Below are 13,976 nucleotides of genomic sequence, written 5' to 3'. Positions count from 1 at the left end.
GTAGACCCATGAAAGGATTTCGTGCGCTGTTGGCTGGCGCCCTGGCAGGATTTTGCGTTGTTTTCTCGGCGTTTCCCGTTCGCGCGGCAACTCCGGTGCACTTTGCCGACTTGAACTGGGAAAGTGGCAGCCTGATCACCGAGTTGTTGCGCCATATCGTCGAGAAGGGCTACGGGCTGCCGACGGACAAGTTGCCGGGTACTACCGTGACCCTGGAAACGGCACTGGCCAAGAACGATATCCAGGTGATCGGCGAGGAGTGGGCCGGTCGCAGCCCGGTCTGGGTCAAGGCCGAGGCCGCTGGCGAAGTCGTCGCGGTAGGGGACACGGTCAAGGGCGCGACCGAAGGCTGGTGGGTGCCGGAGTACGTGATCAAGGGTGACCCCGCCCGAGGCATCAAGCCGCTGGCGCCGGACCTGCGCAGCGTCGAGGATCTCAAGCGCTACCAGGCGGTGTTCCAGGACCCCGAGTCGCCTGGCAAGGGCCGTTTTCTCAACAGCCCGATCGGCTGGACTTCCGAGATCGTCAACCAGCAGAAGCTCAAGGCCTATGGCCTGAGCGACAGCTACGTGAACTTTCGCAGCGGCTCCGGCGCGGCCCTGGATGCCGAAATTACCTCGTCGATCCGCCGTGGCAAACCGGTTCTGTTCTACTACTGGTCGCCGACGCCGTTGCTGGGCAAGTTCAAGCTGGTGCAATTGCAGGAGCCGGCATTTGACGCCGAAGCCTGGAAGACCCTGACCGACGCCGACAATCCCGACCCCAAGCCGACCCGTTCGCTGGCGTCGAAGCTGAGTATCGGCGTGTCGACACCGTTCAGGCAGCAGCACCCGCAAGTGGTGGAGTTCTTCGCCAAGGTCGACCTGCCGATCGACCTGTTGAACCAGGCACTGGCGAAGATGAGCGAGGAGCGCCTGCCGCCAGAGCAGGTAGCCAAGGCTTTTCTCAAGGACAATCCGCAGGTCTGGAAAGCCTGGGTACCTGCGGAGGTTGCACAGAAGGTTGCAGAGAGTCTCTGAAGCGACTCAGAAGCGTGTCTGCACTGCCAGCTCGAAGGTCCTCGGTGTCCCCAGGTAATAAGCGGGGGACACATGGGCGAACTCGGCGTAGACCTGGTTGGTGAGGTTGCGCACCCGCCCGGTCACCGTCGTATGGACGTCGACCTTGTAGCTGAGGAAGCTGCCATACAAGGTATAGGCCGGCACGTACTGGGTGTTGGCGCTGTCGGCATAGACCCTGGCCACATGGCGTGCATCGACGCCGCCCTGCCAGTGCGGGTCGAAATCATAGGTCAGCCACAGGTTGGCGACCTGCTCGGGCACATTGGTCGGCGTATTGCCGTTGCGCGAGACCACCACCCCGGCGGCGTTCTTCTCGTTGAATTCGTCATATTGCGCATCGACCCAGGCGAAGTTGCCTTCAGCCAGCAATTTCGGGGTGATTCGTAGCGAACTGGCCAGCTCGATTCCCTTCGACGATTGCTGGCCCACCGGAATACTGTTGGTCGGGTCCAACGGGTCGGTAACGGCGAAGTCCTTGCGCACTATATGGTAGGCCGCCGCCGTGGCCGTACCGCGACCCTCCAGATAGTTGAATTTGCTGCCGATCTCCCACTGCTTGCCGGTGGATACCTCGAAGTTCTGCGTGCCACTGGGTTGTTCGGCGGCGGTGCTGTACTGCACGTAGACATTCGCCGAGGGAATGAACTGATAGGTCAGTCCGGCGCGCCCGGTGATCGGTTCCCAGTTGCGCCGCAGATGGCGCGGATTGCTGGCGGTCACCACGCGGTGGTTGGTTACGTCCAGATCGATGGCGTCGTAACGCAGCCCGGTCAGCAGCGCCAGCTTGTCGGTCAGCTTCAGTTGGTTCTCGACGAAGAGGGCGCTGGTGGTGACCTGGTTGGTCTTGTCGCTGACGAAGCCCGGACGGGTGCCGGGGAGGTTGTAGAAGTAGCCAGGGTCGAAGTGGTCCGGGCTCACGCTGTTGGTGGCAGGGACATTCCACGGATGATTGGTCGTGGTATTGACCCGGTACTCGAAGCCACCGGCCCAGCGGCTGTCCAGGCCGAAGAGGGAGGATTGGTGGCGCAACTCGAACTGGTCGCCATTCTGCTCGCCGGAATGGCGCACCAGGTAGGCGGTCGAGCGGTTCACCACGGTATTGCTGGCGTTGTACTGGTAGGTTTCCAGGTCGCGGTAGTCACGTTCGGTACCCAAGTGATAGAGGGTGTTGCGCAGGCTGGTGCTGTCGTTGATCCGGTAGTCGATGATCGAGCGTACCCAACGGGTGCGTTGCACGTACTGGCCGTCGGCGACGTTGTAGTTGTTGAAGCGGTTGTGCCGGTCGATCTTCAGTTCGCCGACCTTGGGGTTGAGCACTGGCGTGCCCCAGTATGGGCTGTCGACCACTTCGTCCTGGTACTCCAGGGCCAGGGTGTGGGACAGGTCCGGGGTGAGGTCGCTGAGCAGGGAGAACGCCGCGCTCCAGGCATCGCGCTGGTTGCGGTCGATATAGCCGTTGCTGGCGTTGTGGCTGACATCCAGGCGGGCATAGTGCTGCACATCCGCGCCAGGGGCACTCAGGGCGTGGTTGAGGCCGAAGGATATTTCCCGGCTGTCATTGCTGCCATAGCTGATCTTGCCCTCGGCCGCCTGCTCCTGGCGGTCGGCGAGCCTGGTGATGTAGTTCAGCGAACCGCCGACCGAGCCTGCGCCATTGAGCAGCGACGAGGGGCCGCCGACCAGCTCGACCCGATCATAGATCCAGGCATCCACCGGCCGTGCGAGGCCGGTGGGCACGACGATGCCGTTGAACATCTGGGTGACCTGGCTGCTGGTAAAGCCACGATAGGAGACAAAGCCGCCAAAGCCGAGCGGGGCGGTGGCGTTGACCCCCGGCAGGCTGTTGGCGGCATCCTGGAAATTGCGTGCGCCGTGGCGCTCGATGCTGTCGCGGTTGGCGACGCTGAGCGAGGCCGGGGTTTCCCGTGGACTGAGGCCCAGGCGTGAGCCGGTGGCGATCGGGGTGTCGAGGTCCAGCCCCGGTTCGGCGGCTTGATCCGCTTCGATGGTGACAGGGGCGAGGTCGAGGGTGTCTTGCGCCCAGGCGCTGGCGGACAGGCAGCCGAGCAAGCCTGCAAGCAGGGGGAAACGTTTCATGGTGAATTCCTGAAGTCATGACGAATATCCAGCGCACGCGGGCACGACGCAGTGGGGCGTCGACCGGGTGAACTGATCGGTACAGGCGAAATGACTCAGGCGAACGGTGGTGCGCGAGGGTTGGCCGAGGGCCAGGTGAAGCGGCTGGGAAGCGGTTGCTGGGTGCTGCGCAGCAGGGGCGGGCTGTGCTGTTCCGGCAGAATCGCCAGGGTCAGGCTGGAATTGAGCGCCGGGCCCATGCCGCCGGTGGAGCAGAGCGGGCAGCCGAAGGCCTTGGCTAGGGTCGGCAGTTTTTCGTCGGTGGGATTGCCGGGCAGCGGCGCCTGGGTGCGCGAGTCGATGCTACAGAACTGGCCGCCGATGCCGTTGAGCTGCTGGCCGACCATTTGTCCGTGGCCAATGCTGCAGGCGAACACATTGAACAGGACGCAGCAATAGAGCATCCAGGCAATGAGCGAGCGGTCGGTACGGGCCAGTTTCATGGCCGCGGACTTTAACAGGACAGACGAACGGTTACAAAGTCGGGATCATTCCCACACAGGGCGTGGGAATGATCGGTGTGGGACGACCTGGAGGGGTCAGGAGAGGAAACCACCATCGACATTAAGTGCCACACCCGTGGTATAGCTGGAGGCGTCGCTGGCCAGGTACAGCACGGTGCCGGCCATTTCGCTCGGGTCGGCCACGCGCTTGAGCGGGATTTGCTGCAGCGCGGTCTTGAGGATCGAGTCGTTCTTGACCAGCGCCGAGGCGAACTTGGTGTCGGTCAGGCCTGGCAGCAGGGCGTTGCAGCGGATGCCGAACTGCGCGCACTCCTTGGCGAACACCTTGGTCATGTTGATCACCGCGGCCTTGGTCACCGAGTAGATGCCCTGGAAGATGCCCGGCGTGACGCCGTTGATCGAGGCGACGTTGATGATGCTGCCACCGCCGTGTTCACGCATCAGCTTGCCGGCCTCTACCGACATGAAGAAGTAGCCGCGAATGTTCACGTCGACGGTTTTCTGGAAGGCGCCCAGGTCGGTGTCCAGCACGTTGCAGAACTGCGGGTTGGTCGCGGCGTTGTTGACCAGGATGTCCAGGCGCCCGAACTGTTCGCGAATACCGGCGAAGACCTGGCTGATCTGCTCCATCTCGCCGATATGGCAGGCAATGGCGGTGGCCTTGCCGCCGTCGGCGATGATCGCGTCGGCCACCTGCTGGCAGCCTTCGATCTTGCGGCTGGACACGATCACATGGGCACCCTGTTGGGCCAGCAGCCGGGCGATGGCTTCACCGATGCCACGGCTGGCACCGGAAACAAAGGCGATCTTGCCGTCGAGGTCGAACAACTGAGTCTTGGACATGGTTTTTCCTTGTTATGGTCGCGATCAGAGGCTGGATGTGTGGATGACCTGCAGGCTCATCTGCTCCAGCAGCTTGTTCATGTGAATGAACTGCGCGAAGCGTTTGTCCTGGGTCTGGCCGTGGTAGAAGCGGTAGTAGATCTGCTGCACGATGCCGGCCAGGCGGAACAGGCCGTAGGTGTAGTAGAAATCGAAGTTGTCGATCGACAGGCCCGCGCGCTCGGCGTAGTAGTCGACGAACTGGCGGCGGGTGAGCATGCCCGGCGCATGGCTGGGCTGGCGCCGCATCAGCTGCACCGGCGCCGGGTCGTCAGCCTCGATCCAGTAGGCGAGGGTATTGCCCAGGTCCATCAGCGGGTTGCCGAGGGTGGTCAGTTCCCAGTCGAGTACGCCGATGATCTGCATCGGGTTCTCGGGGTCGAGGATGACGTTGTCGAAGCGGTAGTCGTTATGGACGATGCTCGAGGTCGGATGGTCGGCCGGCATCTTGTCCTTGAGCCAGGCCTTGACCGCCTCCCAACTCGGCGCGTCCGGGGTCAGGGCCTTCTCGTAGCGTTCGCTCCAGCCGCGGATCTGTCGCTCGACATAACCTTCCGGCTTGCCCAGGTCGGCCAGACCGCAGGCGTTGTAGTCCACCCGGTGCAGCTCCACCAGGCGGTCGATGAAACTCTTGCACAGCGCTTCGGTGCGGGTGGTATCCAGGCCCAGTTCCGGCGGCAGCTCGGAGCGCAGGATGATCCCCTTGACCCGCTCCATGACATAGAATTCGGCGCCGATCAGGCTTTCGTCGGTGCAGTGCACGTAGGCTTTCGGGCAGTACGGGAAGCCGTCCCGGAGCTGGTTGAGGATACGGAACTCACGGCCCATGTCGTGGGCCGACTTGGCCTTGTGGCCGAACGGCGGCCGACGCAGGACGAATTCCTGGCCAGGGTACTGGATCAGGTAGGTCAGGTTCGAGGCACCGCCAGGAAACTGGCTGATGCTCGGTTGGCCACTGAGGCCGGGAATGTGCGCCTTGAGGTACGGATCGATCAGGGCGGCGTCGAGTTCTTCGCCGGCACGGATGTGAGTGGACTGGTCAGTAAGCGCCATGCTTATCCCTTCTGCTTATTCTGGAGGCCAGAGACTATTGGCTAATCTAATGCTCGCCCTGCGCACTCACAAGCGTGAGCCGCCCTTATAGGTCTGGGTGTTGCAGGATGATCAGCGTTCCTGATGTGCGAGCAGGAGGTGCAGCGTAGCCGAAAAAGCCCGGTCTGGATCAGACCGGGCAGTTCTGCAGGGGAAGGGAGGGAAACCGCGTATCAGAGGCTTTCGTCGAGGAACTGCAGGACCGTGCCCATACACGCCTGGCGTTCTTCGACATGGGGCATGTGGCTGGAGTCTTCGAACAGCGCCCAGCGCGCACCGGCGATCTTCTCGACGTAGGGCTTGACCACCGCCTCGGTGGCTTCGTCGTGGCGCCCGGAGATGACCAGGGTCGGTACCTGGACAAGGTGCAGGCGGTCGATGATGGTCCAGTCCCTGAGCGAACCGATGACGTGGAACTCGGTCGGGCCGCTCATGGTGTGATAGACGGTCGGGTCGGCATCGACCTGGGCAAAGGTCCGGGCCACCTCCTCTGGCCAGGGGCTGATACGGCAAACGTGACGATCGTAGAACGCCCGCGACGCCTCGACGTATTCCGGATCGCTGTAGGTCCCGGCTTTCTCGTGCTTGAGCAGCGCCTCCTGGACGCCGGGCGGCAGTTGCTCGCGTAGCCGGTTGGCCTCGCTGACCCAGGTGCGCATGCACGATGGCGAGTTGGCCAGGATCATCGCCTTGAGCCCCGCCGGCTGGCGCACCGCGTGTTCGCTGGCCAGCATGCCACCCCAGGACTGACCGAGCAGCACGTAGTGCTGGCGGATGCCCAGGTGGTCGAGCAGGTTGTCCAGTTCGTCGAGGAAGAGCTGCACGGTCCAGAACGATGGGTCCTGGTCGGGCAAGTGGGTGGACTTGCCGTTGCCCAGTTGGTCGTAGTGCACCACCGCATGGCCGCTGGCGGCGATGTCCTTGAAGGCGTCGACATAGTCATGGGTGCAGCCCGGGCCTCCGTGAAGGATTACCAGGGGGGTACGGCCGCTGGCCAGGTTGCCGGTCACGCGATACCAGGTCTGGTAGGGACCGAAGTTCGCAAAACCCTCATGTATTTCCTTGAATTCCATCTCACCAAACTCCCTGTGTGCGCGATACAGGGAACGATAGCGAAACTGGCCGGCCGGCATAACTAGGTGAATTGCTAGGTTTTGCCGCTCAGCTGTCCAGTAGTCGGTAGTGCACGGCGCGCAAGACCGCCTGTACGCGATTCTTTGCCCCCAATTTGTGCATGGCCGAGGCCAGGTGCAGGGTCACGGTGGCCAGCGAGCGGTTCAACTGCTCGGCGATTTCCTTGGCGGTCAGCCCCTCTGCCGCCCATTGCAGGCATTCACGCTCGCGCCGGGTCAGGTGGATATGGGGGTAGCTGCGCATTTCAGGGCTGAACAATGGGTAGGCGGCTTCCTGTAGTGCGTGGGAAATCACCGTGAACTCTGTAAGCGCTTGCTCGGCGTCCTTTAGGACATATTTACTGTTCCCTGTGCGTAATCCCGTCAACGAGGCGAATCCGCCTTTTGGCAGGTGGATCGGGACACTGACTCCGCAGGTCATCTGCCGGTCCTGCAGGTAGCTGGTCACGGGCGAGTGGCGCTGGTCGATGACCTTCTGCAAGGCGGTTTCGGCCTGGGGCCGATAGGACCAGACAAAGGGCGAGGTGCTGTTCAAGGCCAGGTGCTGCACCGGGTCGATCTGGTAGAACCCATGCTCGCACCAGAGCGAGTGCCAGTCCGCCGGAGTATTGCGCAGCTTGAGCAGCGACGGGGTGATCAGGCTGCCGTCAGGGTCCAATGGCACCGGCGTGTAGTCGTATACCAGGGCGTCGAAGCCCAGGTGGCCCGCCATGACCAGTGCGTTGTCCATCAGCTCATCCATTGTGCTGCCGGACAGACGGCGGGGATCGACCTCGGCAAATTTGGTCTGCATCCGTTCATCTCCTGAATAAATTTCAATCCTGAAATCAAGCAAGTAGAATGCCACGCCTCGGCGAGGGACAGCCATACCAAACCTATAAGAAATGCTAGCTTATGGGCTCGGAAATTCCCCGCTAGGGTGAAGCCGACAGGCTACGACAGCCTGCAACAGGGAGAGCGGCAATGTGGTACGAGCTGGAACCGGATCAGCGTTACACCCTTGAAGTCGATGGCCACAGCATAGTGGTCTACAGCTACGGCAGCGGAGACGAAGTGCTGCTGTGCCTCAATGGCGGTCCGGGGCTGCCCTGCGACTACCTGCGCGACGCCCATGGCTGGTTGAAGGAAAAAGGCCTGCGGGTGGTGGCTTTCGACCAGTTGGGCACCGGTGCATCCGATCGCCCGAGCGACCCGGCGCTGTGGGATATCACCCGCTACGTCGCCGAAGTGGAACAGGTGCGCCAGGCACTTGAACTGGGTCGGGTGCACATGCTCGGACACTCCTGGGGTGGCTGGCTGGCCATCGAGTACGCGATTCACCATCCGCAGCATCTCAAGACCCTCGTGCTGGAAAACACCGTCGGCGACATCCCGCACCTGACCCAGGAACTGGAGCGCCTGCGCAGCGCCCTGGGCAGCGAAACCGTGGCGATGATGCAGCGCCATGAGGCCGAGGGCACTTTCGAGCACCCGCAGTACCAGGCGGCGATCACCTTGCTCAACTACCGCCACGTCTGCCGCCTCGACCAATGGCCGGCACCGGTGCAGCGCTCCCTCGGCGACTGGAACATGGAACCCTACGAAACCATGCAGGGCCCCAACGAGTTCCTGTATGTCGGCAATCTCAAGGACTGGAACCGCATCGAGCAGATGAAGGCCTTCGAGATGCCGGTACTGATCACCACCGGCCAGCATGACGAGTTGACTCCGGCCTGTGCCTACCGGATGAAGCGGGCGCTGCGCGATGTCGAGCTGCATGTATTTCCCAACAGCAGCCACATGCCGTTCTACGAGGAGCCCCAAGCCTACTTCCCGACCCTGCTCGACTTCCTGCAAAGGCATCGGGGCGCTGCATGAACCTGCAGCGCTACCGTTTCATCCTGACCCGGCCGCTGCAACTGCTGCCGGTGCTGTTGGGCATCAGCCTGGTGACCTTCGTACTGATCCGCTCGATTCCCGGCGATCCGGCGCGGGCCCTGCTGGGCTCGCGAACCACCCCCGAGGCGCTGGCCAACGTCCGGGCGCAGTTTGGCCTGGACCAGCCGTTGCCACTGCAGTACTTCTACTTCCTCAAGAACCTGCTGCAGGGGGACCTCGGGCAGTCGATCCAGTATCGGGTCGATACGCTGAAGCTGATCGCCACCCGCATCGAGCCGACGTTGACCCTGGTGCTGGGCAGCGTCGTGCTGGCGTTGCTGATCGCGATCCCGCTGGCGACCCTGGCCGCCCGGCGCAAGGGTGGCTGGGCGGATAACCTGGTGCGGGTCTTCACCACCAGTGGCCTCGGCGTGCCGGCCTTCTGGCTGGGCATCATGTTGATCCTGGTGTTCAGCGTCCAACTGGGCTGGTTCCCGGTGACCGGCTACGGCCGTACCTGGCTGGACAAGTTGCACCACCTGACGCTGCCATGCCTGACCATTGCCCTGGCACTGTCCTCGGTGCTGATCCGCAACCTGAGGGCGAGCATGCTCGCCGAGCTGCAGGCCGACCATGTTACCGCCGCCCGGGCGCGGGGCTTGTCCGAAGCGGCGATCCTGCGCCGGCACGTGCTGCCCAATTCCCTGGTGCCGACGGTCAATCTGCTGGCAGTGAACATCGGCTGGCTGATCAGCAGCACGGTGGTGGTGGAAAGCCTGTTTGCCATTCCCGGGATCGGTCAGTTGCTAGTGCGCGGCATCTTCGGGCGCGACTACATGGTGGTCCAGGGCGTGGCGATGGTCCTGGCCCTGGCGACGGTACTGGTGAATTTTCTCGCCGACGTGGCAACGGTCGCCATCGACCCGCGGGTGACTGTCCGATGAGCGGCGCGGCAGCGTTGGCGCTGCGGCGCAATGTCCTCAGCCTGCGGCTGGGCAATGGTCGGCTGGCGATGGTGCTGGGTTTGGCGATTCTCGGCGGCTGGCTGTTGCTGGCGCTTTTCGCCCCCTGGATCGCACCCTACGATCCGATACTGCAGGACACCGAGGTGCGCCTGCTGGCGCCCAGCGCGGCCCATTGGTTCGGTACCGATCACTTTGGCCGTGACGTGCTGTCGCGGGTGATCTGGGGCGCCCGGGTCGACCTGCAGCTGGCGATTCTCGGGGTGATCTTCCCGTTCCTAATCGGTACCGTGGTCGGCGCCTTGTGCGGTTACATCGGTGTCCGCTTCGATACCCTCTGCATGCGCCTGATCGACATTGTCCTGGCCTTTCCGTTCCTGGTACTGATGCTGGCGATCATGGCGATCCTCGGGCCGGGCTTGACCAGTTTCTATATCGCCATGGCCCTGGTTGGCTGGGTCTCCTATGCGCGACTGATTCGCTCGCAGATCCTGATTCTCAAGCACAGCGATTTCGCCCTGGCGGCCAAGAGCCTGGGCTTTGGCCACGGGCGCATCCTGTTTCGGCACCTCTTGCCCAACGCGCTGTTCAGTTCGGTGGTGTTCGCCATGTCCGATGCGGTGCTGGTACTGCTCAACGGCGCCGCGGTCAGCTATCTCGGCCTGGGCGTGCAGCCGCCGACGGCGGAGTGGGGGACCATGGTCGCCGAAGGGCAGAGCCTGATTACCAGCGCCTGGTGGATCTGTACATTTCCGGGCATTGCGATTGTCACCCTCGCCATGGGCTTCAGCCTGTTGGCCGACGGTGTCGCTGAAGCCATGGGGGAACGCACATGAGTTCGCCGGTGTTGCAGGTCCAGGACCTCAGCGTGGTGGCCCGTAATGGTCCCCAGCCCTTGACCCTGGTCGATCGCCTGTCCTTCGACCTCGCCGAAGGCGAAATCCTCGGTCTGGTCGGTGAGAGCGGCTCGGGCAAGACCATGGCCTGTCGAGCCCTGATGCGCCTGTTGCCTTCCAACAGCCTGAGTATTGAAGGCCGGGCCGTGCGCCTGTCCGGGCAGGACCTGCTGGCACTGGACGAAAAGGGCATGCGCGCCATGCGTGGGCGGCAGATCGGCATGGTGTTCCAGAATCCGAGCAGCCACCTCGACCCTTTGATGCGCATCGGCGAGCAGATCAGCGAGGGCATCCGCCAGCACCAGCAGTGCTCGCGCCGCGAAGCCCGTGCCCAGGCCATCGAGGTGTTGCGCCAGGTGGGCATTCCCGACCCGCAGCGCCGGGTCGACAACTACCCCCACGAGTTTTCCGGTGGCATGCGCCAGCGGGCGATGATCGCCGTGGCGCTGGGTTGCCAGCCCAAGGTGCTGATCGCCGACGAGCCGACCACCGCCCTTGATGTAACGGTGCAGGCGCAGATCCTGCGGTTGTTGCTTGACCTGCGCGATCAGCGCGGCCTGTCGCTGATCATGATCACCCATGACCTGGGCGTGGTAGCGCAGACCTGCGACTCGATCGCCGTGATGTATGCCGGACGCCTCTGCGAGCACGGCCGCAAGCAGGACCTGCTGGCTCATCCCCAGCATCCCTACACCGCCGGCCTGGTGGCGTGCCAGCCGGCCGGCGGCGCCAGCCAGGAGCCGCTGCGGACCATCGGAGGCCAGCCGCCGTTGCTCGGCGCCTTGCCGTCGGGTTGTCGTTTCAATCCGCGCTGCCAACAGGTGGCGGACCACTGCCGTGAGGCGCTGCCGGACCTGCGGGTGATCGAGCAGGGGCAGCGGGTGGCCTGTCATTACCCATTGGTATCCGGAGGCCAGCCATGAGCCTGCTCGAAGTCAGGGACCTGCACGTGCGCTTTGCCGCCCAGGGCCGCGGCCTGCTGGGCCTCAAGCGGCAGTGGGTGAGGGCGGTCAATGGTGTATCCCTGAACCTGGCGGCCGGCGAGACCCTGGGCCTGGTCGGCGAATCCGGCAGTGGCAAGAGCAGCCTTGGCCGGGCGATCCTGCGGCTGAACGATATCGCTGCTGGCCAAGTGTTGTTCGACGGAGTGGATGTCACCCAGGGAGGCGGCATCGAATTGGAACGGCTGCGCCGTGAAACCGCGATGATCTTCCAGGACCCCTATGCTGCGCTCAACCCGCGCCAGAGCATCGGCGAGACCCTCGCCGAAGTGTTGCGGGTGCAACGCAAGGTACCTCCCGAACGGATTGCCGCGCGGGTCGAAGAGTTGCTCACCCTGGTCGGCCTGCGTCCTGAGCTGGCCGGGCGCAAGCCGGGCAGCCTCAGTGGTGGTCAATGCCAGCGGGTTGGTATCGCCCGGGCCTTGGCAGTGGAGCCGCGCTTGATCGTCGCCGACGAATGCGTGGCCGCGCTCGATGTATCGATCCAGGGGCAGATCGTCAACCTACTGCTGGAACTGCGCCAGCGCCTGAATCTGTCGATCCTGTTCATCGCCCATGACCTGGCTATCGTCCGACGCCTGTGTGACCGGGTGGCGGTGATGTACCTGGGGCAGATCGTCGAGGAGGGCAGCGTCGAGGCGGTATTCGGCGCGCCTCGCCACCCGTACACGGCAGCGCTGATCGACTCGATCCCCGACATCGACCCAAGGCGCCACCTGCCGGCCGACCCCTTGCCCGGCGAGCCGCCGAGTCCCCTGCAGGCCCCGAGCGGCTGCGCCTTTCACCCGCGTTGTCGCCAGGCCCGGCCGGCCTGTGTCGAGGCGCAGCCGCCAACCCATCGGCTCGAGCACCAGCGCTACAGCTGCGTGATCGAGCAACCGCTGTCGCAAACCCCAAACCCAACATCGACTAACAGGGAGTTATACGCATGAGATCCAGGCACTTCAAACTGCTGAGCGCGGCCGCCCTGGCCGTCTGCTCGCTGGCGGCGGGCGTGGCGCAGGCCGCGGGCGTGCTGACCATCGGTTGCCGGGAAGACAGTACCACCTTCGACCCCATCAAGAGCGCGCAGAACCGCGACACCTGGGTGTTCGCCAACGTCTACGACACCCTGGTGCGCGTCGACAAGGCCGGCACCGAGCTGCAGCCGGGGCTGGCGGAGTCTTGGTCGGTTTCGCCGGACGGCCTGGCCTACACCTTCAAGCTGCGCGCGGCGAAGTTCTCCGACGGTTCGCCGATCACCGCCAGCGACGCGGCTTTCAGCCTGCTGCGCATCCGCGACAACAAGGCTTCGCTGTGGAGCGACTCGTTCAAGCTGATCGACAAGGCCGAGGCCAAGGACCCACAGACCCTGGTGGTGACCCTCAAGACCCCATCGACGCCATTCGTCTCGCAACTGGCTTCGCCAACCGCTTCGGTGCTGTCGCAGAAGGCCATCGAGAAGATGGGCGAGGACGCCTATGCCGAGAAACCGGTGGTGTCCGGTGCCTTCACCGTCAAGGAGTGGGTCCGTGGCGACCGCGTGGTGCTGGAGAAGAACCCGGACTTCTGGCAGGCCGGCAGCGTCAGCCTGGATGGCGTGGAGTGGATCTCCATCCCGGATGACAACACGCGGATGCTGAAAGTGCAGGCCGGCGAGCTGGACTCGGCGATCTTCGTACCGTTCTCGCGGGTCGATACCCTGCAGAAGGACAAGAACCTGGTGGTCCACCTCGATCCGTCGACCCGCGAAGACCACCTGCTGATCAACCACGCCCATGGCGAACTGGCCAAGCAGCAGGTGCGCGAAGCGCTGGACTACGCCATCGACAAGAAGTCCCTGGTGGACACCGTGACCTTCGGCAAGGGTACCGTGGCCTATTCCTATATTCCAAAGGGCGGCCAGTACCACTACGCGGACAACCTGCAGCGTCCCTATGACCCCGAGAAGGCCAAGAAGCTGCTGGCCGAGGCAGGTGCCAAGGATCTCAAGCTCAACTACGTGGTCAACGCCGGCAACGAGGCCGACGAGCAGATCGCCGTGATGGTCCAGCAGCAACTGGCCAAGGTCGGCGTTACGGCCAACCTGCAGAAGGTCGACCCGACCCAGAGCTGGCAGATGCTGATCGACGGCGCCTATGACCTGTCGGTGATGTACTGGACCAACGACATTCTCGATGCCGACCAGAAGACCACCTTCGTACTTGGCCACGACACCAACAACAACTACATGACCGGCTACCGCAACGAGAAGGTCAAGGAACTGGTGGCGGCGGCACGTATCGAGAGCGATCCGGCCAAGCGCCAGCAGATGTACGTCGACCTGCAGAAAATGGCCAAGGCCGACGTCAACTGGATCGACCTCTACTACAGCCCGTACATCAACATCTCGCGCAAGAACATCGAGAACTTCCAGCAGAACCCGCTGGGCCGTTTCTCGCTGGAAGAGACAGTGAAGAAGGACGACAAGGTCGCCAGCAACTGATCGGCGGTCTTCGTTGAAACGCAAAAGC

The 13,976-nt window shown here is 63.5% G+C and carries 13 protein-coding genes; 7 read left to right on the top strand and 6 right to left on the bottom strand.

Annotated elements, in window-relative coordinates; translation table 11 throughout:
* Window positions 1-8 precede the first annotated feature (8 nt).
* Window positions 9-1,019 carry an ABC transporter substrate-binding protein gene (locus AC6I6U_RS19680; RefSeq protein WP_497877694.1) on the top strand — a complete coding sequence of 337 codons (1,011 nt, stop codon included), beginning with the start codon at window positions 9-11 and terminating at the stop codon, window positions 1,017-1,019.
* A 6-nt stretch (window positions 1,020-1,025) separates the two neighbouring features.
* Here AC6I6U_RS19680 and AC6I6U_RS19675 read toward each other — a convergent pair whose 3' ends face one another.
* The 6 genes from AC6I6U_RS19675 to AC6I6U_RS19650 form a co-directional block, all read right to left on the bottom strand.
* The gene (locus tag AC6I6U_RS19675; RefSeq protein WP_497877693.1) at window positions 1,026-3,158 is read right to left on the bottom strand and encodes a TonB-dependent receptor; all 2,133 of its coding nucleotides are present in this window, start codon (window positions 3,156-3,158) and stop codon (window positions 1,026-1,028) included.
* Between the two features lie 95 nt (window positions 3,159-3,253).
* Entirely contained in the window at window positions 3,254-3,640 is a 387-nt protein-coding gene (locus AC6I6U_RS19670; protein WP_497877692.1) for a DUF2946 domain-containing protein, read from the bottom strand.
* A gap of 96 nt (window positions 3,641-3,736) precedes the next feature.
* A complete protein-coding gene (locus AC6I6U_RS19665; protein WP_497877691.1) occupies window positions 3,737-4,504 on the bottom strand; it encodes an SDR family oxidoreductase in 768 nt (255 codons plus the stop codon).
* A 24-nt stretch (window positions 4,505-4,528) separates the two neighbouring features.
* The gene (locus AC6I6U_RS19660; RefSeq protein WP_497877690.1) at window positions 4,529-5,596 is read right to left on the bottom strand and encodes a phosphotransferase family protein; all 1,068 of its coding nucleotides are present in this window, start codon (window positions 5,594-5,596) and stop codon (window positions 4,529-4,531) included.
* Window positions 5,597-5,808: 212 nt separating this feature from the next.
* A complete protein-coding gene (locus tag AC6I6U_RS19655; protein ID WP_497877689.1) occupies window positions 5,809-6,708 on the bottom strand; it encodes a proline iminopeptidase-family hydrolase in 900 nt (299 codons plus the stop codon).
* Between the two features lie 88 nt (window positions 6,709-6,796).
* Window positions 6,797-7,561 (bottom strand): LuxR family transcriptional regulator, encoded by a 765-nt coding sequence (locus AC6I6U_RS19650; RefSeq protein WP_497877688.1) that lies wholly within the window; start codon window positions 7,559-7,561, stop codon window positions 6,797-6,799.
* A 170-nt stretch (window positions 7,562-7,731) separates the two neighbouring features.
* On the opposite strand from AC6I6U_RS19650, the gene AC6I6U_RS19645 reads away from it, so the two are divergent.
* Genes AC6I6U_RS19645 through AC6I6U_RS19620 form a run of 6 tightly spaced genes read left to right on the top strand, consistent with a single transcriptional unit; the run spans window position 7,732 to window position 13,948 of the window.
* Entirely contained in the window at window positions 7,732-8,625 is an 894-nt protein-coding gene (locus AC6I6U_RS19645) for a proline iminopeptidase-family hydrolase (protein WP_497877687.1), read from the top strand.
* Window positions 8,622-9,569 carry an ABC transporter permease gene (locus AC6I6U_RS19640; RefSeq protein ID WP_497877686.1) on the top strand — a complete coding sequence of 316 codons (948 nt, stop codon included), beginning with the start codon at window positions 8,622-8,624 and terminating at the stop codon, window positions 9,567-9,569. Before AC6I6U_RS19645 ends, AC6I6U_RS19640 begins: the two co-directional genes overlap by 4 nt.
* The gene (locus AC6I6U_RS19635; RefSeq protein ID WP_497877685.1) at window positions 9,566-10,423 is read left to right on the top strand and encodes an ABC transporter permease; all 858 of its coding nucleotides are present in this window, start codon (window positions 9,566-9,568) and stop codon (window positions 10,421-10,423) included. Before AC6I6U_RS19640 ends, AC6I6U_RS19635 begins: the two co-directional genes overlap by 4 nt.
* The gene (locus AC6I6U_RS19630) at window positions 10,420-11,406 is read left to right on the top strand and encodes an ABC transporter ATP-binding protein (protein ID WP_497877684.1); all 987 of its coding nucleotides are present in this window, start codon (window positions 10,420-10,422) and stop codon (window positions 11,404-11,406) included. Before AC6I6U_RS19635 ends, AC6I6U_RS19630 begins: the two co-directional genes overlap by 4 nt.
* Window positions 11,403-12,416, top strand: coding sequence for an ABC transporter ATP-binding protein (locus AC6I6U_RS19625; RefSeq protein ID WP_497877683.1), 1,014 nt, complete (start codon window positions 11,403-11,405; stop codon window positions 12,414-12,416). Before AC6I6U_RS19630 ends, AC6I6U_RS19625 begins: the two co-directional genes overlap by 4 nt.
* Window positions 12,413-13,948, top strand: a complete 1,536-nt coding sequence (locus AC6I6U_RS19620; protein WP_497877682.1) for an ABC transporter substrate-binding protein — start codon at window positions 12,413-12,415, stop codon at window positions 13,946-13,948. Before AC6I6U_RS19625 ends, AC6I6U_RS19620 begins: the two co-directional genes overlap by 4 nt.
* Window positions 13,949-13,976 lie beyond the last annotated feature (28 nt).

This window comes from Pseudomonas sp. UTLPPB19802, from assembly GCF_059730225.1.
Note: the sequence above shows the minus strand (reverse complement) of the source record. Positions and strands in the feature narration are given on the sequence as shown.